General features: G+C 65.5%; 25 protein-coding genes. 11 read left to right on the top strand and 14 right to left on the bottom strand.

The genetic code is table 11. The annotated features are described in order from the left end of the window. Positions 1-93: 93 nt before the first annotated feature. Positions 94-951: an endonuclease domain-containing protein gene (locus tag G6N67_RS18745; protein WP_036429640.1), complete on the top strand. Its 858-nt coding sequence runs from the start codon at positions 94-96 to the stop codon at positions 949-951. 73 nt (positions 952-1,024) lie between these two features. Here G6N67_RS18745 and G6N67_RS18740 read toward each other — a convergent pair whose 3' ends face one another. The 4 genes from G6N67_RS18740 to G6N67_RS18725 all read right to left on the bottom strand — a co-directional run bounded on the left by G6N67_RS18740 (position 1,025) and on the right by G6N67_RS18725 (position 5,361). Continuing rightward, the gene (locus tag G6N67_RS18740) at positions 1,025-1,900 is read right to left on the bottom strand and encodes a cyclopropane mycolic acid synthase family methyltransferase (protein ID WP_036429641.1); all 876 of its coding nucleotides are present in this window, start codon (positions 1,898-1,900) and stop codon (positions 1,025-1,027) included. Positions 1,901-2,047: 147 nt separating this feature from the next. After that, complete coding sequence (locus tag G6N67_RS18735; protein ID WP_036429642.1) at positions 2,048-2,908, bottom strand: 3-hydroxybutyryl-CoA dehydrogenase; 861 nt, start codon at positions 2,906-2,908, stop codon at positions 2,048-2,050. Positions 2,909-2,998: 90 nt separating this feature from the next. After that, positions 2,999-4,285, bottom strand: a complete 1,287-nt coding sequence (aceA, locus tag G6N67_RS18730) for an isocitrate lyase (protein ID WP_036429645.1) — start codon at positions 4,283-4,285, stop codon at positions 2,999-3,001. A 254-nt stretch (positions 4,286-4,539) separates the two neighbouring features. Beyond that, positions 4,540-5,361 carry an acyl-[acyl-carrier-protein] thioesterase gene (locus tag G6N67_RS18725; protein ID WP_036429646.1) on the bottom strand — a complete coding sequence of 274 codons (822 nt, stop codon included), beginning with the start codon at positions 5,359-5,361 and terminating at the stop codon, positions 4,540-4,542. Positions 5,362-5,479: 118 nt separating this feature from the next. On the opposite strand from G6N67_RS18725, the gene ramB reads away from it, so the two are divergent. Both ramB and G6N67_RS18715 read left to right on the top strand, forming a co-directional pair. Next, positions 5,480-6,895: an acetate metabolism transcriptional regulator RamB gene (gene ramB / locus G6N67_RS18720; protein WP_036429647.1), complete on the top strand. Its 1,416-nt coding sequence runs from the start codon at positions 5,480-5,482 to the stop codon at positions 6,893-6,895. 28 nt (positions 6,896-6,923) lie between these two features. Beyond that, a complete protein-coding gene (locus tag G6N67_RS18715) occupies positions 6,924-7,475 on the top strand; it encodes a carboxymuconolactone decarboxylase family protein (RefSeq protein ID WP_036429648.1) in 552 nt (183 codons plus the stop codon). A gap of 3 nt (positions 7,476-7,478) precedes the next feature. Here G6N67_RS18715 and G6N67_RS18710 read toward each other — a convergent pair whose 3' ends face one another. The 4 genes from G6N67_RS18710 to adh all read right to left on the bottom strand — a co-directional run bounded on the left by G6N67_RS18710 (position 7,479) and on the right by adh (position 11,216). Then, entirely contained in the window at positions 7,479-7,748 is a 270-nt protein-coding gene (locus tag G6N67_RS18710) for a hypothetical protein (protein ID WP_036429649.1), read from the bottom strand. Beyond that, positions 7,745-9,139: a dihydrolipoyl dehydrogenase gene (lpdA, locus tag G6N67_RS18705; RefSeq protein ID WP_036429650.1), complete on the bottom strand. Its 1,395-nt coding sequence runs from the start codon at positions 9,137-9,139 to the stop codon at positions 7,745-7,747. Before lpdA ends, G6N67_RS18710 begins: the two co-directional genes overlap by 4 nt. Before the next feature lie 80 nt (positions 9,140-9,219). Further along, complete coding sequence (locus tag G6N67_RS18700) at positions 9,220-9,690, bottom strand: DUF779 domain-containing protein (RefSeq protein ID WP_081812431.1); 471 nt, start codon at positions 9,688-9,690, stop codon at positions 9,220-9,222. Between the two features lie 2 nt (positions 9,691-9,692). Continuing rightward, complete coding sequence (gene adh / locus G6N67_RS18695; RefSeq protein ID WP_163642231.1) at positions 9,693-11,216, bottom strand: aldehyde dehydrogenase; 1,524 nt, start codon at positions 11,214-11,216, stop codon at positions 9,693-9,695. A 61-nt stretch (positions 11,217-11,277) separates the two neighbouring features. On the opposite strand from adh, the gene G6N67_RS18690 reads away from it, so the two are divergent. The 6 genes from G6N67_RS18690 to G6N67_RS18665 all read left to right on the top strand — a co-directional run bounded on the left by G6N67_RS18690 (position 11,278) and on the right by G6N67_RS18665 (position 17,417). Next, the gene (locus G6N67_RS18690) at positions 11,278-13,272 is read left to right on the top strand and encodes a prolyl oligopeptidase family serine peptidase (protein WP_036429652.1); all 1,995 of its coding nucleotides are present in this window, start codon (positions 11,278-11,280) and stop codon (positions 13,270-13,272) included. 60 nt (positions 13,273-13,332) lie between these two features. Then, positions 13,333-13,596 carry a hypothetical protein gene (locus G6N67_RS18685; protein WP_051578511.1) on the top strand — a complete coding sequence of 88 codons (264 nt, stop codon included), beginning with the start codon at positions 13,333-13,335 and terminating at the stop codon, positions 13,594-13,596. A gap of 31 nt (positions 13,597-13,627) precedes the next feature. Further along, the gene (locus G6N67_RS18680; protein ID WP_036429653.1) at positions 13,628-14,527 is read left to right on the top strand and encodes a crotonase/enoyl-CoA hydratase family protein; all 900 of its coding nucleotides are present in this window, start codon (positions 13,628-13,630) and stop codon (positions 14,525-14,527) included. A gap of 60 nt (positions 14,528-14,587) precedes the next feature. Next, the gene (locus G6N67_RS18675; RefSeq protein WP_036434650.1) at positions 14,588-15,313 is read left to right on the top strand and encodes an MgtC/SapB family protein; all 726 of its coding nucleotides are present in this window, start codon (positions 14,588-14,590) and stop codon (positions 15,311-15,313) included. Between the two features lies 1 nt (position 15,314). Beyond that, entirely contained in the window at positions 15,315-15,716 is a 402-nt protein-coding gene (locus G6N67_RS18670) for a DUF1622 domain-containing protein (RefSeq protein ID WP_036429654.1), read from the top strand. 111 nt (positions 15,717-15,827) lie between these two features. Next, positions 15,828-17,417 carry a BamB-related PQQ repeat family beta-propellar protein gene (locus tag G6N67_RS18665; RefSeq protein WP_081812432.1) on the top strand — a complete coding sequence of 530 codons (1,590 nt, stop codon included), beginning with the start codon at positions 15,828-15,830 and terminating at the stop codon, positions 17,415-17,417. A gap of 35 nt (positions 17,418-17,452) precedes the next feature. Here G6N67_RS18665 and G6N67_RS18660 read toward each other — a convergent pair whose 3' ends face one another. From G6N67_RS18660 to G6N67_RS18635, 6 genes are all read right to left on the bottom strand, one after another. Beyond that, on the bottom strand, positions 17,453-18,301 hold the full coding sequence (locus tag G6N67_RS18660; protein ID WP_036429657.1) for a hypothetical protein: 849 nt from the start codon (positions 18,299-18,301) through the stop codon (positions 17,453-17,455). A gap of 31 nt (positions 18,302-18,332) precedes the next feature. Next, on the bottom strand, positions 18,333-19,190 hold the full coding sequence (gene ppk2 / locus G6N67_RS18655) for a polyphosphate kinase 2 (RefSeq protein ID WP_036429658.1): 858 nt from the start codon (positions 19,188-19,190) through the stop codon (positions 18,333-18,335). Positions 19,191-19,264: 74 nt separating this feature from the next. Beyond that, entirely contained in the window at positions 19,265-20,794 is a 1,530-nt protein-coding gene (locus G6N67_RS18650) for an aldehyde dehydrogenase family protein (protein WP_036429659.1), read from the bottom strand. Positions 20,795-20,936: 142 nt separating this feature from the next. Further along, complete coding sequence (locus G6N67_RS18645) at positions 20,937-22,097, bottom strand: hypothetical protein (protein WP_036429660.1); 1,161 nt, start codon at positions 22,095-22,097, stop codon at positions 20,937-20,939. A 331-nt stretch (positions 22,098-22,428) separates the two neighbouring features. After that, a complete protein-coding gene (locus tag G6N67_RS18640) occupies positions 22,429-23,034 on the bottom strand; it encodes a phosphatase PAP2 family protein (protein WP_229481790.1) in 606 nt (201 codons plus the stop codon). Further along, complete coding sequence (locus G6N67_RS18635) at positions 23,034-23,552, bottom strand: mycothiol transferase (RefSeq protein ID WP_036429661.1); 519 nt, start codon at positions 23,550-23,552, stop codon at positions 23,034-23,036. Before G6N67_RS18635 ends, G6N67_RS18640 begins: the two co-directional genes overlap by 1 nt. Positions 23,553-23,619: 67 nt before the next feature. On the opposite strand from G6N67_RS18635, the gene G6N67_RS18630 reads away from it, so the two are divergent. Together G6N67_RS18630 and G6N67_RS18625 are read left to right on the top strand one after the other, a co-directional pair. Continuing rightward, positions 23,620-25,170 carry a serine/threonine-protein kinase gene (locus tag G6N67_RS18630; protein ID WP_036429662.1) on the top strand — a complete coding sequence of 517 codons (1,551 nt, stop codon included), beginning with the start codon at positions 23,620-23,622 and terminating at the stop codon, positions 25,168-25,170. Beyond that, positions 25,170-25,688 (top strand): hypothetical protein, encoded by a 519-nt coding sequence (locus tag G6N67_RS18625; protein ID WP_036429663.1) that lies wholly within the window; start codon positions 25,170-25,172, stop codon positions 25,686-25,688. Before G6N67_RS18630 ends, G6N67_RS18625 begins: the two co-directional genes overlap by 1 nt. Positions 25,689-25,690: the final 2 nt, after the last annotated feature.

Genomic DNA, 25,690 nt, shown 5'->3' with positions numbered 1-25,690 from the left:
ACGGTTTGTGTTGCGATTTCGGTGATTTCCCGCCACAAACCGTAGTGTCGGCGCGTCGGGAACCGAACTTCAGCCCGGCGCGTCGAACATCGTGTGGGGGACATCGTTGTGGCGACCGAGGCGCTGGCGGCCGGCGAGGTTACCCGGTATGCGCTTCGGACCGGTTACCGCAAACTTCATCAGAACGTCTACATACCAAAGGATTTCACGCTAAACGCGGACAGCCGCGCGAAGGCCGCGTGGCTGTGGTCAGGACGCACGGCCACGCTAGCCGGATACTCCGCGGCGGCGGCGCTCGGCAGCCGCTGGCTCCCCTCCGACGCGCCGGCTGAACTCGCCCGCATCCGCCATCCGTCACCGCCCGGAATTCTGATTCACACCGGCGCCATCGCCGACGACGAGATCGCCGTCGTCGACCACATGACCTGCACCAACGTCGCCCGCACCTGCTACGACATCGGGCGGCGCCAACCGCTCGACACCGCGATCATTCGGATCGATGCGCTGCTCAATGCCACCCACGTGGGCGTGGCCGACGTCATGGCCGTCACCGATCGCTACCCCGGCGCGAGGGGCATCCGGCGGTTGCGCACGGCGCTCGCCCTTGCCGATGCGGGAGCCGAATCCCCGCAGGAAACCCGGCTGCGGCTGCTACTCGTCCGCGCAGGGCTCCCCCGACCCGTCACGCAGATACCGGTCACCGACGCGTGGGGACGGGTGTGTCGGCGGATCGACATGGGGTGGGCCGAGTGGACGGTCGGTGTCGAATACGACGGCGAGCAGCACTGGACGAGTCCGGAGGACCACGAGAATGACATCGTCCGACTGGAATTTCTGGCCGCACGCGGCTGGACCATCGTGCGGGTGAGCGCTCGGCAACTGAAATACCGGCAGCCCGAGATTGTCAGCCGGGCGTGGGCTGCGCTCCGTCGGGCGGGCTACTCCCCCTAAAAGCGCCGAGGCTACGGTTTGTGACGCGAAATCGGAGAAATCGCGCCAAGAACCGTAGCCTCGGCGGGCGAAGCTATTTCACCAAAGTGAACTGGCCGATGTTGGTGATGCCGCGGCGGAAGAAGTCGGCGCAACCGGTCAGGTACTTCATGTACCGGTCGTAGACCTCCTGGCCCTGCATGGCAATGGCCTCGTCCTTGGCCGCCTCGAGGTTGGCCGCCCACATGTCCAGCGTCCGCGCGTAGTGCGGCTGCAGCAGGTGGATGCGCTCCAACTTGAAGCCCGAGTCGTCGGCGAGCTTCTCGATGTCCTCGACCGCGGGCAGCTGCCCACCGGGGAAGATCTCCTCGCCGATGAACTTCATGAACTTCAGGTCGCTGATGGTCAGCTTGATGCCGTTCTCGCGGAAGAACTGCTGGGTGTGCGCCAGGATCGTGTGCAGCAGCATCCGGCCACCGTTCTCCGGCAGGATGCTGTAGGCCCGCTCGAAGAAGATCGGGTAACGCTCGGCCTTGAAGGCCTCGAACGCGCCGATCGACACGATGCGGTCGACGGGCTCGTTGAATTCCTCCCAGCCCTGCAGCCGGATGTCGACGGTGCGGTTGGTGTCGATCTTCGCCAATCGCTCACGGGCCCATTCGGATTGGGCCTTGCTGAGCGTGATCCCGATGACGTTGACGTCAAATTTGGTGACCGCGCGCTCGAGCGCACCGCCCCAACCACAACCGATGTCGAGCAGGGTCATGCCCGGCTTGAGGTCCAGCTTGCCCAGCGCCAGGTCGAACTTGGCGTTCTGCGACTCGTCGAGGGTCATGTCCTCGCGCTCGTAGTAACCACAGGTGTAACCCATGGTCGGGCCCAGGAAAAGTGCGAAGAACTCGTTGGAGATGTCGTAGATGGACTGAGATTCTTCGTAGTACGGCGCCAGTTCGGACTCGACGTTAGACATGCGAAACAATTACCTCTTTGCGTTTTCTTCTACTGACGACGATCGGCCGGGCCGGCGCGGGATGCCGCGCAGACTCAATACCGAGCCAGCAGGCCCTACTGTGGGTAGAGTAGCTAAGCCTTGGCCGGAGTGCCAGCGCGGGTCGGATCAGTAGCTGTAGAAGCCCTGACCCGACTTTTTGCCCAGCTGCCCCGCCTCCACCATGCGCAACAACAGCGGCGGTGCTGCGTAGAGCGGTTCTTTGAACTCATCAAACATCTTGTCCGCGATTAGCTTTAGGGTGTCCAGACCCACCAGATCCGACAGCCGCAGCGGTCCCATTGGATGAGATAGGCCGGCCACGACAGCCTTGTCGACGTCCTCGATGGTCGCGAAGCCGCCTTCGACCATCCGGATCGCTGCGAGCAGGTACGGAACCAGCAACGCGTTGACCACGAACCCCGATCGGTCCGAGCACCGCACGACCTGCTTGCCGAGCACGGTACCGGCGAATTCCTCGGTGCGGCTGACCGCGGAATCGCTGGTCACCAGGGTGCTGACCAGCTCGACCAGCGGGAGCACGGGCACCGGGTTGAAGAAGTGCAGACCGAGCACCCTGTGAGGGTTCTGGGTAGCTGCTGCGATTTTCATGATCGGGATGCTCGACGTGTTCGACGCGAGCACCGCGTCGGGGTCGGTGATGACCTGATCGAGTTCCGAGAAGATCTTGCTCTTGACGGCTTCGTCCTCGATGACAGCTTCGATGACGAGCTGGCGGTCCGCCAGATCCGACAGTGCCGTGGTGAACTTCAACTTGGCCAGCGCGGCGTCCTTCTCGCGCTCGGTCACCTTGCCTGCGCTCACCGCACGCTCAAGGGACTTGGTGATGCGGTTGCGCCCCGCGGTCACCAGAGCGTCCGTGGTCTCGAACACCAGGACGTCGACGCCGGCACGCGCGGACACCTCGGCGATACCCGCGCCCATCTGGCCGGCACCGATTACGCCTACTCGTTCAATTTGATTGCTCACGACTTCACTTTCTCAATACGGATACGCGACAGGCCCCGCCCAAGAATTCTGAGCGGGGCCTGCGCTGTCAACCTGTGTCGGTCGAAGGCCTTAGTGGAACTGACCCTCTTCGGTGGAACCGGCCAGCGCGGTGGTCGAGCTGTTGGGGTCAACCGTGGTGGCGATCCGGTCGAAGTAGCCGGCGCCGACCTCACGCTGATGCTTGGTGGCGGTGTAACCGCGCTCCTCGGCGGCGAACTCGCGCTCCTGCAGTTCGACGTAGGCCTTCATCTGCTCGCGGGCGTAGCCGTGGGCCAGGTCGAACATCGAGTAGTTGAGGGCGTGGAAGCCGGCCAGCGTGATGAACTGGAACTTGAAGCCCATCGCGCCCAGCTCACGCTGGAACTTGGCGATGGTGTCGTCGTCCAGGTGCTTCTTCCAGTTGAAGGACGGCGAGCAGTTGTAGGCCAGCATCTGGTCCGGGAACTCGGCCTTGACGCCCTCGGCGAACTTCTTGGCCAGCTCCAGGTCCGGCGTGCCGGTCTCCATCCAGATCAGGTCCGAGTACGGCGCGTAGGCCTTGGCGCGGGCGATGCAGGGCTCGAGACCGTTCTTGATCCGGTAGAAGCCCTCGGAGGTGCGCTCACCGGTGATGAACGGGCGGTCCCGCTCGTCGACATCGGAGGTGATCAGGGTCGCGGCCTCGGCGTCGGTGCGCGCGATGACGACGGTCGGGACGTCCGCGACGTCCGCGGCCAGACGGGCCGAGGTCAGGGTGCGGATGTGCTGCTGGGTGGGGATCAGCACCTTGCCACCGAGGTGGCCGCACTTCTTCTCCGAGGCCAGCTGGTCTTCCCAGTGCGAGCCGGCGACACCGGCGGCGATCATGGCCTTCTGCAGCTCGTAGACGTTGAGCGCGCCACCGAAGCCGGCCTCACCGTCGGCGACGATCGGGGCGAGCCAGTTCTCGACCGAGGTGTCGCCTTCGACCTTGGCGATCTCGTCGGCGCGCAGCAGCGCGTTGTTGATGCGGCGGACCACCTGCGGCACCGAGTTGGCCGGGTAGAGGCTCTGGTCGGGGTAGGTGTGGCCGGACAGGTTGGCGTCACCGGCGACCTGCCAACCCGACAGGTAGATGGCCTTGAGGCCCGCGCGGACCTGCTGGACGGCCATGTTGCCGGTCAGCGCGCCCAGCGCGTTGACGAAGTCCATGTCGTGCAGCTGCTCCCACAGCACCTCGGCGCCGCGGCGGGCCAGGGTGGCCTCCTCGACGACGGATCCCTGCAGCGCCACCACGTCGGCCGGGGTGTAGGTACGGGTGATGCCCTTCCAGCGGGGGTTGTGATCCCAGTCGTGCTGGATCTGCTCCGGTGACTTGGGGGTGCCCACGGTCGACATAGGACTGCTCCTTCGGTTTCGTTCACCGCCGCTCGTTACTTGTTAACGCCGCAGCAGCTTCACTGGTGTGCTAATCCGAAGATGGCACAACCCATATCCGCAGGTCCACCCGTTTCAGTTGCCAAGTTTCGCCAAACGGCAACGTTAACTTGCAAAGTTTGCGAAGAAACATGATGGCTGTACCGGTTCAGAAGCTACCGACTGGTAACAGGTTTGCGCAGGTCAGTACGCCCGTACTGTTAAACCTGTCGGGATCAGAGCGGGAACAGCGCTGCGACGGCTTTCGTCTCGTCGCCGACCGCATATGTGAGCGTTCTAACAGTCCGGTCGGTGAGGTCTTCACCGAATTTGTCGGTCGATCCGGCCGGATGGACGTGCGAGAGGATCTCGAGTTTCTCGCCGAGCGCCACCGCGGCGTCGTGTTCGATGGCCACCCGCAGCGGCTTCTCCAGGAGTTCGGGATGCGAGAACAGGTAGTCCTCGATGACCGTCCAGTACACCGAGTTGTTCATGTGGTCGAACAGGTCGATGTCTGTCACCCGCACCGGATACTCCCGGATCTCGACGGCGTCCTCTCGGCTGCCGCCCTTCAGGTACGGCTTCCAGCGCAGTCGGGCTTCGTCCGTGGTGCGCCGCAACCCTTCCAGGAAGTCGTCGGAGATGCGCGCCGGGCCCTGGGTCTCGCGGTTGATGTTGATCCAGAACGCCTCGGATTCCATGAGGCCGCCTTTCCGGCCGTCGATACGCACCCGCATCTCGCACCACCGGTTGGAGGTACCCGAACACCACCGCCGCATCCGCAGCATGTCCTGGAATTCGATGGGCCGGATCAGGTCGATCATGGTGCGGCGCACGATCCACAGCGGGTGCGTCTCCTCGAAGCCCATCTCGCGCAGCTGATCGGATCCGATGTCCTGGATGTGGCGGCACGCCGCGTCGAACCGCAACCGGCCCACCCGGTCGATGTCCCCGACCCGGAGCGGCCATTCACGATCGAACACATCAGGATGCGGATCGGGTACCGGCATCATCGTCTTACCCAGTCCGGTCGTCGGCTTGCCTGCGGTACCCGTCATTTTCGAACTCCCCAATCGGTTGCCTAGGCCGATCATGCCAGGCACCGCGATACCGCCCCAACGACCGTTCTGCCAAGAATGCGAAGGCACCCTTTGCAGCGTTGTTAGCCTTGTTGACGTGGCAAAAACCTTTGTCGGGTCGCGGGTGCGCCAGCTGCGAAGTGAGCGCGGCTTCAGCCAGGCCGCACTCGCACAGATGCTCGAGATCTCACCGAGCTATCTCAACCAGATCGAACACGACGTGCGCCCACTGACCGTCGCGGTGCTGCTGCGCATCACCGAGGTGTTCGGCGTCGACGCCACGTTCTTCGCATCCCACGACGACACCCGGCTGGTCGCCGAGATGCGCGAGGTCACGATGGATCGCGACCTCGGGGTCGAGGTCGACCTCAACGAGGTCGCCGACATGGTCGCGGCCTATCCGACCATCGCGCGCGCGATGGTGAACCTGCACCGGCGCTACCGGCTCACCACCACGCAGCTGGCCGCGGCGACCGAGGACCGCTACTCCGACGGCAGCGGCAGCGGGTCGATCACCATGCCCCACGAGGAGGTGCGCGACTACTTCTACCAGCGGCAGAACTATCTGCACGAGCTCGACACCGCCGCCGAGGATCTCACCGCGAAGATCCGCATGCACCGCGGAGATCTGGCCGGCGAGCTGAGCAACCGGCTTACCACCGTGCACGGCGTCCACATCGTCCGGCGTATCGACCTGGGCGACACCGTGCTGCACCGTTACGACCCGTCCACCAAGACCCTGGAGATGGGCAATCATCTCTCCCGCGGGCAGCAGGTGTTCAAGATGGCCGCCGAGCTGGGCTATCTGGAATTCGGCGACCTCATCGACAAGATGGTCGACGAGGGCATGTTCACCAGCGACGAGTCGCGCACGCTGGCCCGGCTCGGCCTGGCCAATTACTTCGCGGCCGCCACGGTGCTCCCCTATCGCCAATTCCATGACGTCGCGGAGAACTTCCGCTACGACGTGGAGCGGCTTTCGGCGTTCTACTCGGTGAGCTACGAGACCATCGGCCACCGGCTCTCGACGCTGCAGCGGCCCGGGCTACGCGGTGTGCCGTTCTCCTTCGTCCGCGTCGACCGGGCGGGCAACATGTCAAAGCGTCAGTCCGCCACCGGTTTTCACTTCTCATCGTCGGGCGGCACGTGCCCGCTGTGGAACGTCTACGAGACGTTCGGCAACCCGGGCAAGATCCTCGTGCAGATCGCCCAGATGCCCGACGGCCGCAACTACATGTGGGTGGCGCGCACCGTCGAGCGGCGCGCCTCCCGGTACGGGCAGCCGGGCAAGACGTTCGCGATCGGGCTCGGTTGCGAACTGCGCCACGCGCATCGGCTGGTCTACTCAGAAGGCCTCGACCTCTCGGGCGAGGTCACCACGCCCATCGGATCCGGGTGCCGCGTGTGCGAACGGGACAACTGCCCGCAACGCGCATTCCCCGCGCTGGGCCGCGCGCTCGATCTCGACGAACACCGGTCCACGGTGTCGCCGTATCTGGTGCGGAAGTCGTGACGACGGCGGCTGTGTCAGACTCGGCAAGGTGAGCGCACTTGAGCCGCCCCGCATCGCACCGGGCGGATTCCGCGAACTGGGTCCGATCAACTGGGCCATCGCCAAGCTGGGCGCGCGGGCCATCCGGGCACCCCGATTCACCCTGTTCAACGTGCTGGGCCAGCACAAGCTGCTGTTCCTGGCCTGGCTGCCGTTCTCCGGGCTGCTGCTCGGGCCGCTCGGCAAGCTGCCGCGCAAGGACGCCGAACTCGTGATCCTGCGGGTCGGCCACCTGCGCGACTGCGAGTACGAGCTGCAGCAACACCGGCGCCTGGCGCGCAGTCGCGGTGTCGACGAGAAGACCCAGGCCCGCATCTTCGAAGGCCCCGACGCAGAGGGCCTGACCGCGCGGCAGCGTGTGCTGATCACCGCGACCGACGAGTTCGTCGTCACGCGGTCGATCTCCTCCGAGACATGGGCCGCACTGTCGGCGATCCTCGACAAGCCCCAGCTCATCGAATTCTGCATGCTGGCAGGGCAATACGATGCGCTCGCGGCGACCATGACGACGCTGCGCATGCCGCTGGACTTCCCGGACTAGCGGCTAGAGGTACGTCACGCCCAGCACGGCAAGCGAGAACAGCACGGGCGACACGGGCAGGAACCACAGCAGCGCGGCCCACGCATAGGACTTGTCCTTGTACTTGCGCCAGCCCAGCACGCCACCCGCGATGCCGCCCAGCAGCGACAGGGCGGCGACCACCAGCACCCATTGGTTGACCCGCCCGCTGTCGGTCGCGATGGACATGGCGAGCAGCCACAGGATGTGACCGATCACCAACCCGCCGATGCCGGCGACGATTTCGTTTCTCAAAAGTTGATCATGTGGCCGGTCAGCCCGTGGAAGCACTCCTGCAGCGCCTCCGACAGTGTCGGGTGCGTGTGCACGTTGCGGGCCAGCTCGTTCGCGGTCAGATCCCACTTCTGCGCCAGGGTCAGCTCGGGCAGCAGTTCGGACACGTCGGGTCCGATCAGGTGACCACCGAGCAACTCCAGGTGCTTCTTGTCGGCGATCAGTTTGACGAACCCGGTCGGGTCGGCCAGGCCGTGCGCCTTGCCGTTGGCGGTGAACGGGAACTTCGCGACGACGACGTCGTAACCCTCGTCGCGGGCCTGCTGCTCGGTCAGCCCGAAGCTGGCGACCTGCGGCTGGCAGAACGTGGCGCGCGGCATCATCCGGTAGTCACCGAGCGCCAAAGTCTCTGCACCACCGATGGTTTCGGCCGCGACGACACCCTGGGCCTCGGCCACGTGGGCGAGCTGCAGCTTGCCGGTGACGTCACCGATCGCGTAGATGTGCGGCACGTTGGTGCGCATGTAGTCGTCGATGCCGATGGCCTTGCGGTCGGTCAGCGCCACGCCGGCCTTCTCCAGGCCGAAGCCTTCGACATTCGGGGCAAACCCGATGGCCTGCAGCACCTTGTCGGCCTTGAGCTCCTCGGTCTTGCCGTCCTTGCTGACGGTGACCTTGACCACCGAGCCGTCATCTGAGATTGCCTCGACCTTGGTGCCGGTGAGGATCTTGACGCCCAGCTTCTTGTACTGCTTCTCGATCTCCTTGGAGACCTCGGCGTCCTCGTTGGGCAGGGCCCGCGGCAGGAACTCGACGATGGTGACGTCGACGCCGTAGTTCTTCAGCACGTAGGCGAACTCCATACCGATGGCGCCCGCGCCGGCGATGATGATCGAGGAGGGCAGATCCCGCGACATGATCTGGGTCTCGTAGGTGACCACGTTGTCGGACAGCGACGTGCCAGGCACCAGGCGGGTCGACGACCCGGTCGCGATGATCGCATGAGAGAACTCGACCTTCTCGGTGCCGCCGTCGTTGAGCTCGACGTCGAGGCTGTTGGGGCCGGTGAACCTGCCGTAGCCGTGGATCTCGGTGATCTTGTTCTTCTTCATCAGGAAGTGCACACCCGCGACCCGGCCCTCGGCGACCTTGCGGCTGCGGTCGAACGCCGCGCCGTAGTCGAAGCTGGCCTCACCGCTGATGCCGAACGTCTTGGCTTCCTTGTTGAAGATGTGCGCGAGTTCCGCGTTGCGCAGCAGCGCCTTGGACGGGATACACCCGACGTTGAGGCACACTCCGCCCCAGTACTTGGGCTCGATGATGGCAGTGTTCAGCCCCAGTTGGGCGGCACGGATGGCCGCGACGTATCCACCGGGACCGGCTCCGATAACGACGACGTCAAAGTGGGTCACGCCCCTACCCTAGTGGGCGGCTCTGGGTTTCTACCGGGCGATCGGGTCGAACAGCTCGGCAACGGCGGCTGAGCGGCCGCCTAGCGACCCGGGATGGGGCACGCGTCGGCGGCCTCGGCGACGATGTGGCTTCCGATGTCGGAAGGACGCACCCCCGCGGCGTAGCGAGCCCCGGTGATCGGCTCCTCGGCGGCCAGCTCGTCGTTCTCGGCGTCGGTGAACGCGCGCCCGCGGGACAAGAACCGCATGCCTTCCGGCGCCTCCAGGCTGAAGCCGCCCCCTCGGCCGGGCACGACGTCGATCACCAACTGCGTGTGCTTCCACGCCTCGAACTGCGGCCCGGAGATCCACACGGGAACCCCCGACCCGACGTCGAGCACACCCAGCAGGATGTCGCGGTCCCCGACGATGAAATCGCCGTCCGGGTAGCACATCGGTGACGATCCGTCGCAGCAGCCGCCGGACTGGTGAAACATCAACGCGCCGTGGCGTTCCTGCAGTTTTGCCAGCAGGTCGGCCGCGGCGGCGGTGATGAGCGCACGACTTGTCATGGTCAGAAGAACCCCTGGGCCTTGTTGCTGTAGCTGACCAACAGGTTCTTGGTCTGCTGGTAGTGGTCGAGCATCATCTTGTGATTCTCCCGGCCGATGCCGGACTGCTTGTAACCACCGAACGCCGCATGCGCCGGGTAGGCGTGGTAGCAGTTGGTCCACACCCGGCCGGCCTTGATGTCGCGACCGGCGCGGTAGGCGGTGTTGCCGTCGCGGCTCCACACCCCCGCACCCAGGCCGTAGAGCGTGTCGTTGGCGATCGAGATCGCATCGTCGTAATCGGTGAACGACGTCACCGCGACGACCGGGCCGAAGATCTCCTCCTGGAAGATCCGCATCTTGTTGTTGCCCTCGAACACCGTCGGCTGCACGTAGAACCCGCCCGAAAGGTCGCCGCCGAGGTCGGCGCGCTCGCCACCGGTGACCACGCGCGCACCTTCACTCTTGCCGATCTCGATGTAGGACAGGATCTTCTCGAACTGGTCGTTGGAGGCCTGCGACCCGATCATGGTCTCGGTGTCCAGCGGATCACCCTGACGCACGGCCTTGGTACGGATCGCCGCCAACTCCAGGAACTCGTCGTAGATGTCGGCCTGGATCAGGCTGCGCGACGGGCACGTGCACACCTCACCCTGATTCAGCGCGAACATCGTGAAGCCCTCCAAGGCCTTGTCCTGGAAGTCGTCGCCCGCGGCCATCACGTCGTTGAAGAAGATGTTCGGCGACTTTCCGCCCAGTTCCAGCGTGACCGGGATCAGGTTCTGCGACGCGTACTGCATGATGAGCCGGCCCGTGGTGGTCTCACCCGTGAACGCGATCTTGGCGATCCGGTTGCTCGACGCCAGCGGCTTACCGGCCTCCACACCGAACCCGTTGACGATGTTGACCACACCGGCCGGCAGCAGGTCACCGATCAGGCTGAACAGGTACAACACCGACGCCGGGGTCTGCTCGGCGGGTTTGAGCACCACGGCGTTGCCGGCCGCCAACGCGGGCGCGAGCTTCCAGGTGGCCATCAGGATCGGGAAGTTCCACGGGATGATCTGCCCGACGACACCGAGCGGCTCGTGGAAGTGGTAGGCGACGGTGTCGTCGTCGATCTCGCTCAGCGAGCCTTCCTGGGCGCGGATCGCCCCGGCGAAATAGCGGAAGTGGTCGATAGCCAAGGGGATGTCGGCGTTGAGCGTCTCGCGGATCGGCTTGCCGTTGTCCCACGACTCGGCCAGGGCGATCGACTCGAGGTTGGCCTCGATGCGGTCGGCGATCTTGTTGAGGATGTTGGCCCGCTCGGCCGGCGCCGTCTTGCCCCACGCGGGCGCGGCAGCGTGGGCGGCGTCGAGCGCCTTCTCCACGTCGGCCTCGCTCGACCGGGGGATCTCACAGAACACCTGGCCGGTGACCGGTGTCGGATTCTCGAAGTAGCGGCCCTCGGCCGGTGCGACCCACTCCCCACCGATGTAGTTGGCGTAGCGGGACTCAAATGACATCAGGGCGTCGGCGGAACCCGGACGCGAAAAGACAGGCATGTTCGACTCCTCGTGAGCGGTGTAACACAGCTCACACTACGCCCGCGGCCACAATGGTCGGGTGGTAGATGACCCGTATCTCTGGCTCGAAGACGTCACCGGCGACGACGCCCTGGACTGGGTGCGTAAACACAACGACGCGACGGTCGCGGAGCTCGGCGGCGAGCGGTTCGAGCGGACCCGCGCCGAGCTGCTGGAGATCCTCGACACCGACGAGCGGATTCCGTACGTGGGGATTCGCGGCGCCTACCTGTACAACTTCTGGCGCGACGAGGCCAACCCGCGCGGCCTGTGGCGGCGCACCACGCGGGAGAGCTACCGCAGTGACAACCCGGACTGGGAGGTCGTGATCGACGTCGACCAGCTGGCGCGTGACGAGGACGAGAACTGGGTGTGGGCCGGGCCGACCGTCATCGAACCCGAGCACACGCTCGCGATGATCAGCCTGTCCCGCGGCGGCGCCGATGCCACGGTGGTTCGCGAATTCGACATGCGGACAAAGCAGTTCGTCGAAGGAGGGTTCGAGCTGCCGGAAGCCAAGTCGTCGGTGTCCTGGGAGGACGAGGACACGCTGCTGGTGTGCACCGACTTCGGCGAAGGGTCGATGACGGAGTCCGGGTATCCGCGCATCGCGAAGCGCTGGCGGCGGGGTGAGCCCCTCGAAAATGCCGAGACCGTGTTCACCGCGGAGCCCACGGATGTCCAGGTCGCCGCGACGGTCGACCGCACGCCCGGTTACGAACACACGCGATTCGCCCGCGCCACCGACTTCTACAACCTGCTGCGGTATGAGGCCCGCGGCGACGAGCTCATCTACATCGATGTCCCGACCGACGCCACGACGTCGACGCATCACGAATGGCTGCTGATCTCGCCGCGAAGCGACTGGCAGGTGGGCGACGTGACATATCCCGCGGGCAGTCTGATCGCCACCAATTTCGACGATTTCCTTTCCGGCTCACGCGATCTCACGGTCGTATACGAACCCGACGAGCACAGCTGCCTGTACAGCATCGACTGGACGAAGGACAAGCTGATCCTCGTCACGCGGCGCGACGTCGCCAGCCACGTCGAGATCGTCACGCCGGGCACGTGGGAACGGCGGGACGCGCCGGATATTCCGGCGTCCGACGAAACCGTGGTGGCCGCCGTCGATCCTTACGGCGACGAAGTGTTCTACGACTCAAGCGGTTTCACCACGCCCTCGCGGCTGCTGTACGGGACGGCCGGCGGCGCGCTGCAGCAGGTCAAGTCGGCGCCATCGTTCTTCGACGCCGAGGGCATCACCGTCACACAGAATTTCGCGACCTCCAAGGACGGCACCGCGATCCCGTACTTCGTGGTGGGCCAGAAGGACGAGCCGGCCCCGACCTACCTTTACGGCTACGGCGGCTTCCAGAGCTCCATGACGCCCGGCTACGCGGGCGGGATCGGTCGTGAATGGCTCACCCGCGGCGGCACGTACGTGCTGGCCAACATTCGCGGCGGCGGTGAGTACGGTCCCCGGTGGCATACGCAGGCGATGCGGGAGAACCGCCACCTGGTGTACGAGGATTTCGCCGCAGTGGCGGCCGATCTGGTACGGCGCGGCATCACCACCGTCGAGCAACTCGCCGCGGCCGGCGGCAGCAACGGCGGGTTGTTGATGGGCGTCATGCTCACGCAGTACCCGGAACTGTTCGGCGCCCTGGTGTGCAGCGTGCCCCTGCTGGACATGAAGCGGTATCACCTGCTGCTTGCCGGCGCATCGTGGATGGCGGAGTACGGCGATCCCGATGTCCCCGAGGACTGGGAGTTCATCTCGAAATACTCGCCATACCAGAACATTTCGCCGGACCGCCGCTACCCGCCGATTCTGATCACGACGTCGACGCGCGACGACCGGGTCCACCCGGGACATGCGCGCAAGATGACCGCGGCTCTCGAGGAGGCCGGGCACCGGGTGTACTACTACGAGAACATCGAGGGCGGGCACGGCGGTGCGGCCGACAATGCCCAGGCCGCGTTCAAGGGAGCGCTGACCTATGAGTTCCTGTGGCGGATGCTGGCCGGTTGAGCCCGTCGCGCCGGGTGCGTACGGTGCCACTCCGGCGCTATCCTGACGCCGATGTCTCCCATGGCGGTGTTGCGGCGATACCTCGCCATTCAGGCGATGACGCTGGTGTGCGGCATCGTCGGGCCGATCTTCCTGGTCGTCTACTTTGCCGCGCAGCCTGACCCGACCCTGAAATGGATGTACTGGGCCGGGTTGTTCGTCACCGCCGCGGACATCTTGATCGCGCTGGCCATCACCCAGTCGACCCTGAAGGCCGAAGAACCCGCCGACGTCCGCATCGCGCTGAGCCTGCAGAACTTCCGTCAGCGCCACGACGACTCTTGACTTCCCGGGGCACAGTCGCTCGACTGCTCCCATGGCCCACGAGTTCGAGACCCTGCTGTACCGGACCGCTCCCCCGGTCGCGACCATCACACTGAACCGCCCGGAGCAGCTCAACACCATCGTCCCGCCCATGCCCGACGAGATCGAGCAGGCGATCGGCCTGGCCGAGCGCGATCCGGAGATCAAGGTGATCGTGTTGCGGGGTGCGGGCCGGTCATTTTCAGGCGGTTACGACTTCGGTGGGGGCTTCCAGCACTGGGGCGAGGCGATGAACACCGACGGGCGATGGGATCCTGGCAAGGACTTCGCCATGGTCAGCTCCCGCGAGACCGGTCCGACACAGAAATTCATGGCGATCTGGCGCGCCTCCAAACCCGTGATCGCCCAGGTGCACGGCTGGTGCGTCGGCGGCGCGAGTGACTACGCGCTGTGCGCCGACATCGTGATCGCGAGCGACGACGCCGTGATCGGCACGCCGTATGCCCGCATGTGGGGCGCGTACCTCACCGGGATGTGGCTGTACCGGCTGAGCCTGGCGAAGGCGAAATGGCACTCGCTGACCGGTGAACCGCTGACCGGAAAGGAAGCAGCCGCAATCGAATTGATCAACGAGTCGGTTCCGTTCGACCGGCTGGAAAGCCGGGTCGCCGAGATCGCAGGCAAGCTGGCCCGGATCCCGTTGGCACAGTTGCAGGCCCAGAAACTGGTGGTCAACCAGGCATACGAGAACATGGGTCTGGCCTCCACCCAGACTCTTGGCGGCATCCTCGACGGCTTGATGCGCAACACCCCGGATGCGTTGCGGTTCATCGACACCGCCGCCGACGAGGGCGTGCGCGCGGCCATCGAGCACCGCGACGGTCCATGGGGCGACTACAGCCAGGCGCCGCCGGACCGCAGGCCCGACCCGTCACACGTCATCGAGCCGTGACTGTGCGTGTCGGCGCCCTCGGTAGCAGTCCCACCGGGGCACACTTCATGCATGTCTTCCATGCCTGCTCTCGAGCTGCTGGGCCGGGTCGGATTCGCGACGCTGCTCGGCATCGCGATCGGGATGGAGCGCCAGTGGCGGTCTCGATTGGCGGGGCTGCAGACCATGGCACTGGTCAGCATGGGTTCCGCGCTGTTCCTGATCCTCGGGGCCTACGCGTTCGAGGGCAGCGACCCCACGCGTGTGGCAGCGCAAATCGTCTCGGGGATCGGCTTTCTCGGTGCGGGTGTGATCATGAAGCAGGGCATGTCGGTGACCGGGTTGAACACCGCCGCGACGCTGTGGGCGACGGCCGCCGTCGGCGCGCTCGCCGGCGCGTGGTTGTGGCGGGAAGCCGTGGCGGCTGCGGCGATCATCGTCGCGGCCAACGGTCTACTGCACTCCGTGGGCCGGCGAATGGACCGCGTCAAATCCCGCACCGGCCGTGAAGTCTCGCCCGCCGACTACGCGCTCGACGTCACGTGCGGGGCCGCCGCCGAAGCCCAGGCCCGGGCGTTGATTCTGCGCACGGTCGCCAGACCTGAGCTGACGCTGAAATCGATGCTCTCCACGGTCGGTGCCGCGCCCGACGAGATCCGGCTGCGCGCCGAGCTGTCCGCCGACGTCCGCGATGACAAGGCACTCGAAGAAGCCGTAGCCGGTATCGGCCTGCAGCCCGAGATCCGGTCAGCGCGATGGTCCATCCACCACGAGGCTGCGGCCGATTGGCTCGGAAGGGACCGCTGACGTGCGCGTAGCGGAGTTCTTCGAACAGGCGACGACGGCGTTCGAAGTGCTGGGCGTGCTGTCGATGGTGCTCGGATTCCTGTTCGCATTCGTCCTCGCCATCCGTGCGTGGCGGCGCACGGGCGACGGAAGCCGCGCCTTCAAGACGCTACGGGACTCACTGGGCGGGGCGATTCTGCTGGGCCTGGAGCTACTCGTCGCGGCAGACATCGTCAAGACCGTCACGGCCACACCATCACTCACCGATGCCGCCGTGCTCGGGATGATCGTGCTGATCCGTACCGTGCTGAGCATCTCGATCGAAATCGAGGTCGACGGCGTCGCGCCCTGGCGCAAGGCGCTGACCACCGGCCCGCAGGTATTGGCTCGCACCGCACGGGAATCCGGCAGAACCGACGCGTGACATCCTCAGCTCGCGACTCTGGGATTACCTGAACCACCAGCAGGCAGAACGGTCTCTGAATTCCGGTAGGGTCCAGAAAGGTCGTCAGGCCGACGACTCTGATACGGGGAGATGGAGTCGATGAACTACCCGCCTCACGGCTATCCACCGACCGGCAGCAGCGGCCCAATCCCGGGGGATCCTTTCGGAAGTGGCCAGTATGGGGCTGGAACGCCTGGCCCATTCCAATTTGCCGGTCAGTCGCCCGCGGCCAACCCCTTCCCAATCGGTGGGCCACCGGTCATGAGTTCGGGGCACGGTCAGGTGCCGCCGCCCCAACCACCACCGAGCAACAACAAGAAGTGGTTGGTGTTCGCGGTAGTTGCACTGGTCGTAGTCGCCGCGGCGGGAGTGGGAACCGTGCTGTGGCGCTTGAACTCTGGCGATGGCTCGGCGAGTAGCGGGTCAAGGCTGCGGGCGGGGCCCCTACCCGATGCTCCCGAACCGTTGGGCGCGCTACGCCCACCACGCGATATCCAGATGGCGTCGCTCCAGCAGCAAATCAGCGATCCGAAGTGGAGTTACCGGACAGACGGGTGGCCACACCTACTCGGGGGAGATATCCACACCGTAGTGGTCGGCACGGAAGATACCGGCCTCATGGCGCTGGACGCGGCAAATGGCGCATCCCGGTGGTCGGAGCCGGTATCGCCTGCTGATGTCGACCTCAAGAAATTCAATCAAGGCGACTGCGTCGTCGATCGAGCGTCCACGACCATCGGTTGCGCCCTGTCCACCGGCAACGGCCTCGAGGAAGTGTTGATCTTCTTCGACACTGCGACCGGCGCCGAAAAACACCACGAGATCGTGGCCGGCACTTCGGGTGCGGACCTTTACTCCGCTGGTGACGGATTCGTGGCCGCAACCAAGGGGGAACTGGTCGGATACCGGTCCGACGGCAGTGAATCATGGCGTGCCGACAACCGTATCAACGGCGGCGTGGACGTCTACGGTGACCAGGCGATCATCATCGTCGCCGTGACGGGCGGTCCGGGCCGGGTCATCGACGCGAACTCCGGTCGCACGATCGTCGAGGCTCCCGTCGTCGACAGCGGTATGGCATTCGCCGCCGGCTTTGCGTTGTCGAACGCCTCGGTGATCGACTTCTACGACTTCACCGGCACGAAAACAGCCTCGATCGCCACCGACGACTTCAGGCTGATCGACAACGACCAGAACTTCACCGCCTCGTCCGGGACGTATTATCCCGTGGCATTCAACCCATCCAGGGGCGGTTTGCGTGCCTACGATCCGGCCAGCGGCGCCATCCGGTGGTCGGTGGGGACCGTATCGCCAAGTCAAACCGCTAACGTTGTCGGATTCGGCAGCGGTACAACGTGTTTTCTCGCTCTGTTGGACAACCGCGTGGAACGTTCCGTGTCGCTGAGCACACAGGAGTGCGGTACCTCCGGCACCAACGTGTACCTATCGATCTCAACAGACTTCCCGGATCAGATTCACGCCTGGATGCAGGGCTACGACGGTCAACGCGTACTCGTGGATGCAGGCGAAACGACGCACCGGGTGAGGTGTCTGGATGTGGTGAACGGCCAGGAGGTATGGGAGAAGCAGAACAACGACATGATCGGCGCCCAGTGGCTTGGCAACGGGCTGTTTTCTGCCTCGACGGGAGGCTTCCAGGGCGTACACCGGTGGTCGTGAGACCGCCATGTGTCCGAAGCACCGCGCATGTCGTGCTAATGGGCTTTGCGCCGCAGCCCACCCAGCATCGCGACGAGCACGCCGAACACCACCAGTCCGCCACCGGCAGCCAGGGTCAGGTTGAGCCACTGGTGCAGGCCGCTGATCGCGTGACCGACCATCACGTCGGCGATCTGGCGAAGGTCGCCACTGGTGTGGTTGAGCGCGTCGTTGAGATGGCGCCGTGCCACCTCCAATCCGGCCCAGCCCGCCGCGCCCACCAACAGCGCCGAGACACCCAATGCGGCAAGGGCTTTGCCGCGCGCCCGGGCCGCGGCCAGCGTCAACAGGGCGAAGACACCGGCCAGGATCGCTGCCCCGACACTGACCCATGGTCCCCAAACCGCTGCCGGGCGCAGCTTTCCGGGCTGCAGGCTTTCGGGAGCCGATGACGCAATCGGCACCGTGAGGGTCTGCGGCGGTTCGATGTTGAACTGGTCCAGGGTCTGCTGAAACGACGAATCCGACAGCATCGGTCCGAGGTCGATCACCCACGCGCCCTCGGAATCCCGCGACACCCGGTCGGTGAACATCCAGGTGTGCGCGATCTCGTTGGCCTTCGCGAACTGCCCGGGAAACGCCGCGCTGGCGGTGTAGAAGTTGGCGGCCATCCGCACCCGGTCGGCGTCGATCTCCGTGCCGTTGCGGGACGCAAGCGTCTGCACCTGCGTGGTCAGCTCGCCCGCGACGGCCTGCTGCAGCCGCGGATCCTTGGCGGCATCGGCGGCGAACGCCGTGTAGCCGTCACGGTCGATGACGTTCTTCTGCGCCCAAACGCTGGGTACCGCGACGGCCAGCAGTGCCGTCGTCAAGAGCCACAGGAACGACGCCATCACAAACCGCACGCCGTCCTCCTGCCCCGGGACGGGCCGGATGTCAGTCCGAAAGCGCGCGTCCCACAATCAGCGGATCGGCCTGGCCGACCACCTCATGGTCCTTGTTGTCGTATTCGAACTTACCGAGCACGTAGCGCATCGCGTTGATCCGGGCGCGCTTCTTGTCGTTGCTCTTGACCACGGTCCACGGCGCGATCTCGGTGTCCGTCCACGCGAACATCTCTTCTTTGGCCGCGGTGTAGTCGTTCCACTTGTCCAACGACGCAAGGTCGGTGGGCGACAGCTTCCACTGCCGGACCGGGTCGACCTGGCGGATCGTGAACCGGGTGAGCTGCTCGGACTGCGTTACCGAGAACCACAGCTTGGTCAGGCTGATGCCGTCGTTGACCAGCATCTGCTCGAACAGCGGGGCCTGCCGGATGAACTCGGCGTGCTGCTTGGGGGTGCAGTAACCCATCACCCGTTCGACGCCCGCCCGGTTGTACCAGGACCGGTCGAACAACACGAGCTCACCGGCCGCGGGCAGGTGCTCGACGTAGCGCTGGAAATACCACTGGGTGCGTTCCTTCTCGGTGGGCTTCTCCAGCGCGACGACGCGGGCCCCGCGCGGGTTGAGATGTTCCATGAACCGCTTGATGGTGCCGCCCTTGCCGGCGGCGTCGCGCCCTTCGAACACGATGACGTGGCGGTGCCCGTTGTTCTGGCTCCACTTCTGCAGCTTGAGCAGTTCGATCTGCAGCAGGCGCTTCTGCTCCTCGTAGTCGGTGCGCTTCATGCGCTCGTCGTACGGGTAGCCCTCACGCCAGGTGTCGACGACCTCGCCGCTGGGTTGCAGCAGCAGCTCGGGGTCGTCGTCATCGTCGTCACGGACGGAGTAGCCAGTGGTGTCCAGGGTCACCGGGCGAAAATATCGACTGCGCCGTACGCGAAGGTGACGCCAGGATGAACGCCGGATGGCGGGCTGTTCCGCCGCTACTTCGCCGTGCGGCGCGGGCGGGCCAACGCCAACTTGGTCATCAGCTTGTTCATCCGGGCCAGCGCCTTGTGTGAGTTGTTGTAGTAGTTGCCGCCGGCACCGACGTTGGTGCGCGGCGCGACGACGGTCTCCTGCTTGCAGAACTTGCGCACGCCGTCGAGCCCACCGAACCGCGCGCCGATACCCGAGGTCTTCCAGCCACCCATCGGCGCCGTCGTGCACATCAGGTTGGAGATCACGTCGTTGATGTTGACCGCGCCGCAATCCAGCTGCAGGGCAACCGCTTTGGCCCGCTCGATGTCCTTGGAGAACACGGATGCGCTCAGCCCGTACTGGCTGTCGTTGGCCAGCCGGATCGCTTCGGACACCGTCGCCACCTTCATGATCGGCAGCGTGGGGCCGAATGTCTCTTCGGTCATGCACGCCATCGAGTGGTCGACGTCGACCAGAACCGTCGGCGGGTAGAAGCTGCCCGGCCCCTCCGGGCGCTTGCCACCCGTCAACGCCTTCGCGCCGGCCGCGATCGCGTCGTTGACATGGCGTTCGGTGATCGCGACCTGGCTGTCGTCGATTTGGGCACCGAAGTGGTAGCCCTCACCGGCACCCACCTTGAGGTTCTCGACCGCCTTGACCGTCGCCGCGACGAACTGGTCGTAGACCGGTTCGAGGACGTAGACGCGTTCGACCGAAACGCAGGTCTGCCCGGCGTTGAACATCGCGCCCCACACCGCGGCGTTGGCGGCCAGCTCGACGTCGGCATCCTCCAGCACGATCATCGGATCCTTGCCGCCGAGCTCGAGGCTCACGGGCGTGAGCCGGCGGGCGGCGCGCTCCATGACCTTGGCGCCGGTCGCGCTGGATCCGGTGAACTGGATGTAGTCGGAGTTGTCGATGACGGCCTCGGAGACCTCGCGGGCCCCCTGGGCCAGTGCCAGCACGTCGGGCGCGCCCGAGTCGATCCAGCCGCGCAGCAGCACCTCTGCGGTCAGCGGGGTGCGCTCGGACGGCTTGAGCAGCACCGCGCAACCGGCGGCCAGCGCGCCGATGGCGTCCATCATGGCGTTGGCCACGGGGTAGTTCCACGGCGCGATGATGCCGACCACGGGGCGGGGCCGGTAATGCACCGCGACCTTCTTGACCGACAGGAACGGCAAAGACGCCGGCCGCTGCTCGGGCGCCATGGCCTTGTCGACGACCTTGATGTAGTACGACAGGATCATGATCAGCAGCGGCACCTCCTGAGCGGCGTCCACGGCTGACTTGCCGGTCTCGGAGATCAGCAGCCTCTCGATCTCGTCGCGGTGATCGCCCAACCACACCGCGTAGCGGGCCAGCACCTTGGCGCGACCTTTCGCGCCGCGGGCCTCCCACTCCTTTTGTGCCTCCCGCAGGCTTGCCGCGATCCGCGGTACGTCGGCCGGGTCGGTCCAGCGCACCTGGCCGGCGACGGCCCCGGTCGCAGGGTTGTGAATGGTGCCGGCCCCGTCAAAGGAGTCGGGCAACTCAACTTCGGGCGTCGCAGTCATGGGGCCATGTTAACCACACGTTGTGACCCACGTCGCACCGGGGTTGACACCTGTCAAGTGCGGCCAGGTTGGCCGCCTCGAGTTCGACGAAAGGGTCGTCACCAGCGTCCGGTGACGACCCTTACGTCGATTTCGAGCAACGTCAGCTGTCGTCGCCGTTGCTCTCGGCGCTGTCGTCCCCCTTCGGTTCGGCCTTCTTCGGCGTGAGCTTCTTGGTCACGTTCTCGACCGCCTCGCGCACGCCGGTCAGTGCCTCGTTCACGTTCGCCTTGACCTTGTTCGCCCGCTTCTCTGCCCTGTCGCCGGCCTGCTTGACCTGGGCGTTGAGAGTCGTGAAGTGCGGTTTGAGGTTGGTGACGTCAGGCTTGTCGGAGTCCTTCGTCGCCTCATCGTCGGCAGCGACCGTGCGCTCGACCGAGAGCGTCGTGGAGGGCTCGGGATTGTCCTGCGCGTCGAGATCGACGCCAAGCACATTGGCCACGGCAACCCGCGTGTTGTGCGTCGCTCCCCACAGCGTCTCGTTGCGGAACGTCATCAGCGCGCCGTCTTGCGGAGCCTGGGTCGTCGGATCGTGATCGGTGCCGCCGCCCAGCGAGGCCGGCAGCGCGGTCGCCAGACCGTCGATGGCCGGGTCGGCGGCCCACAGCGGTGCGTCGATGTACTGCCGGATCGCCGTGTAGAGCGCAGCGGAATCGCCCGACGCCATGGCTTGTGCGACGGCCACGAGGCCGATCGGCGCGAGGACGGCCCCTTGCGCGGTCCGCTCGACCGACTCGGCGACCCCGTTGGAAAGGTCGAAGGCGTAGTTCGCGTCGGTACTGGCAGGTACGCCGAGCGCATCGGCGAACAGCCCGTCGAGGGAATCCCGCAGGCCGAGCAGTTGGACGTTGCGGATCTGCATGATCGCGCCGTCACCCGCCGTTGTCGTCGTCTCGTGGTCGGATCCGCCACCCAGCGACGTGGGCACGGTGTTCGCCACCGCTTCGATGAACGGGTCGGCAACGTACACAGGCGAATCGATCACGGACCGAATCGCGGTGTACAACCGCGCATTGTCGCCCCCTGCGACGTCGAGCGCGGCAACCAACGGAAAGAACGGCGCCTGCTGCACCTGCTCCCCCAGACGCTGCACCGACATCGCGATCAGCTCGGCCTGCGACAACCCGGCGAAACTCCGCATCAATGCCGGCGCGGCGTCGACGGCCCGCATGACTGCCGGCGATGCGATCGGCGTGATCGCGATGACGCTGGCTCCGACGATCGCAATGCCGGCTGTCAGGCCGCACTGAACACGAATTTGCATCGAAAAATCCCCTCTCACCTGGGTGTTTCCCAGAGCTGGGCAGTAAATTACGCCCAAGAAAGGGCTATCTCAGGTTTTTCTCAGGTAGTCGTTGCCAACACAATGACTCGTCGGATCTTTGCGATTGCCGCAAAGTGCCCAAAGCTGCCGTAAGCTCAGCTCCGCCGCGGCCGAGACGTTTGCCAGAAATCACCTGTCCGCACAAAAGTCTTGTGCCACGCAATCAGACCATTCGGTGACATCTCAGCAATCGTCATGGGGTTCTTGATCGTTCGATCCCGACGCCACCACCGCACGTGTCGGTCGATCAACCGACACACGCATTGCGGCGTCAGGTCTGATTTGTCTCAGAATCCACGGTCGGCGACGCAGGATCCGCACTCAGCGAAGTTTCCGACGCCGAGCCGGCGACGTCGCGCGCCACGAGCGCCACCACGCACACCATCGCCGTCGCCAACAACGTCGCGCCGACCGTGTCGGTGAAGTAGTGATAGGTGACCGACTGGCCGAACATGCCGAGCAGGCTCACGCTGACCGCGGCGATCAGCGACCATGCCGCGGCGCCCGCAGCCACCACGAGCAAGCCCATAACCACCACCAGGAACGTGGTGTGCCCACTCGGATACGCCAGGGAGCCGCCCTTCTCGCGGCCGAACATCCTCTTGCACACCTGAACCACGACGATCGCCAGAGGCGGGCTCGCCGCAACGGCCACCATTAGCCACCACTGTCTGCGCCGTGCCACTGCCACCAGCACGCCGAGCAGCACCAGCGCCACCAGCGGCGGATAGCTGAACACCAGGAAATCACCGCGATACTGGCCCATGCGCGCACCGAGGCGCTGAAACCAGTCATCGACCGCGGTCGAGCCGTCGCCGACCACCCCGCCGAGCAGCATCATGGCGGCCAGCCCGATCGGCGGCCACCACCGCATCATCAAGGGATGATGCCGCGCAGGTAGGCAGCCTGCCCGAGGTGCTGGGCGCAGTCGTCGACGATGCTCACCAGGCGCGCGCTGGCAGTCACCGGCGGATCCCAATTGGTGTCGACGACGCGGCTCAACTCCTGCGGCGTCACCGTGGCGATGTACTCCAAGGTCACCTTGTGCACGGCCCGGTAGTAGCCGGCCAGCAGCTCGGCAGGCGCATGTACCTTCGCGACGTCCTCGGGACTGTGGCCGTAGCCGATGTCACCCGGGGGCAGGCCGAGACCGAAACGGTCGATCCACCCGTCGCGCGTCCACACCTGCTCGACCCCGGCGATGTCGCACAGCTGCAGATCCTGGCAGCGCGCGCTGTGCCAGATCAGCCACGCGATGCTGTTGGCCTGCGGGGTCGGCCGGTAGCGGGACACCTCTTCGGTCAGCCCGTCCGTGAGATCGTCGACATGTTCGATCAGCCGCGTGAACGAGTCGCGCAGGAGCTCCCGGACGGCGTCAGAATCCGCGTCAGTCATGCAGCCGACGCTACTCGCCGGACCGACTCCTGCGATGTTTCGGACGAGTCACCGCTACTATCCCCACATGCCGCTGCACGCTGGGGACGTGTTCGCCGGGTACACGATCCAACGTCTACTTGGCGCCGGCGGAATGGGTGAGGTGTATCTGGCCCAACATCCGCGACTGCCGCGCCACGATGCGCTGAAGATCCTGCCCGCATCGTTGACCCGGGACACCCAGTACCGCGAGCGCTTCAACCGCGAAGCCGATATCGCTGCCTCGCTGTGGCATCCGCACATCGTGAGCCTGCACGACCGCGGCGAGGCCGACGGCCAACTGTGGATCGCGATGGACTACGTCGAGGGCACCGACGCGTCACGACTGCTTCGCGAACGTCACCGCTCCGGACTGCCCGTCCACGAGGCGACAGAGATCATCAGCGCCATCGCCGATGCCCTTGATTACGCGCACGCCCGCCACCTGCTGCACCGCGACGTCAAGCCCGCGAACATCCTGCTGACCCTGCCGGGGGCGGGGAAGCGCCGGATCTTCCTGGCAGACTTCGGAGTTGCGCGCCGCACCGACGAGGTCAGCGGTCTCACGGCCACCAACCTCACCGTGGGTTCGATGCCGTATTCGGCGCCCGAACAACTCATGGGCCTGCCCCTCGACGGCCGGGCCGATCAGTACGCGCTCGCAGCGACCACATATCAGCTGTTGACGGGGCGGTCGCCGTTCCACGCCACCAACCCCGCCGTCGTCATCAGCAAGCACCTCAGCGAACCACCGCCCCGGCTCAGCGACGCCCGGCCCGAACTGGGATATCTCGACGACGTGATCGCCAAGGCCCTGGCCAAGGAACCAGAGGCCCGGTTTGCGCTGTGCGGTGATTTCGCCCGCGCCCTGACGCAGGGCAGCGTCCCGAATCCGGGTGGCCATAACCCGCCGACAACGCCCGCGCAATCGGTGCACCTGCCACCGCCACCACAGCACAACCAGCAGCCCTCGGCCTCGTTGCCCTGGTGGGCCACGGGCACATCCGAACCCGTCCCGACAGCCTCGCCGCCGCCGGCGTGGTCACCCGCTGCTGCCGAGCCGTTCCCGACGACGACGGTTGCGGCCTCCATCGCAGCGACTCCGGCGAGCTCGAAAAAGCCCGATCGCACAAGGATTCTCATTCCCGCGGTGTTGGCGGTGCTGCTGGTCGGCGCGCTGGTCTTCGCCATCAGCCAGTTCGCCCGCCCGACCCCGGTCGCGAGCACCACACCGGAATGGCAGCCCTATGTCGATGCGGCCAAGGAGTTCGTGGTGACCTGGACCGGGATCAGTTACCCGACGGTGGACGACGACATCCAGAAGGTGCTGCAGAGTTCGACCTCCGAATTCAACAACGTCTTCCAGCGCAAAGCCTTGGACATCAAGGCGACGTTGATCATCTCCAGGGCCAGCAACAAGGGAACGGTCAATGCAGCGGCGATCGAATCGTTCAAACCAGGCGAAGCCGACGTCATGATCAGCGCTGTCGTCGAAACGACCAAACCGAACGAGCCGGCGTCCACCGAGAACCTGCTCCGGGTCGTCACGGTGGTCAAAGACGATGACAAATACAAGGTCTCCACCATGACGGACGGGTGATGAGCAAGAGCACACGATCGACCTCGTGGAAGGCCCTCGTCGGCGTTCTGTGCGCAGGCATCATCGCGCTGACAGCCCTGGGCACCTGGCAGATGGTCGAGAAGAACCGCCCCGCACCGGTCCCCATCAGCGACCAGGCCGACGCCCGCCGAGCAGTCCTCGACGTCGCGAAGGACAGCGTTCAGGAGGTGCTGGGCTACTACCCGGAGCTGGACGACCAAACCATCGCCAAGACCGGGACACTGCTGACCGGCGAGGCCGCCGACCAATACCCGAACTGGATCAAGGCCAAGTTGGCGGCCGCCAAGACTGACGGCTCCAGCCAGGGCGTGACCGTGAACCACGCCGGGATCGAGAACATCGCCGCCGACAAGGCGACCGCCATCGTGTTCGTCGAAGCGAAGGTCACCAAGCTGCTCACGGCGCCGACGCGCACCAGGTTCGGCATCCGGGTCGGCCTGACAAAGGTCGACGGGAAGTGGCTGATCAACTCACTTCCCGTCCTCAAACAACCGTGAGA

The sequence above is a fragment of the Mycolicibacterium mageritense genome (assembly GCF_010727475.1).
In the GTDB taxonomy this organism is placed as follows: domain Bacteria; phylum Actinomycetota; class Actinomycetes; order Mycobacteriales; family Mycobacteriaceae; genus Mycobacterium; species Mycobacterium mageritense.
This window is presented reverse-complemented; position numbering and strand designations above follow the sequence as displayed.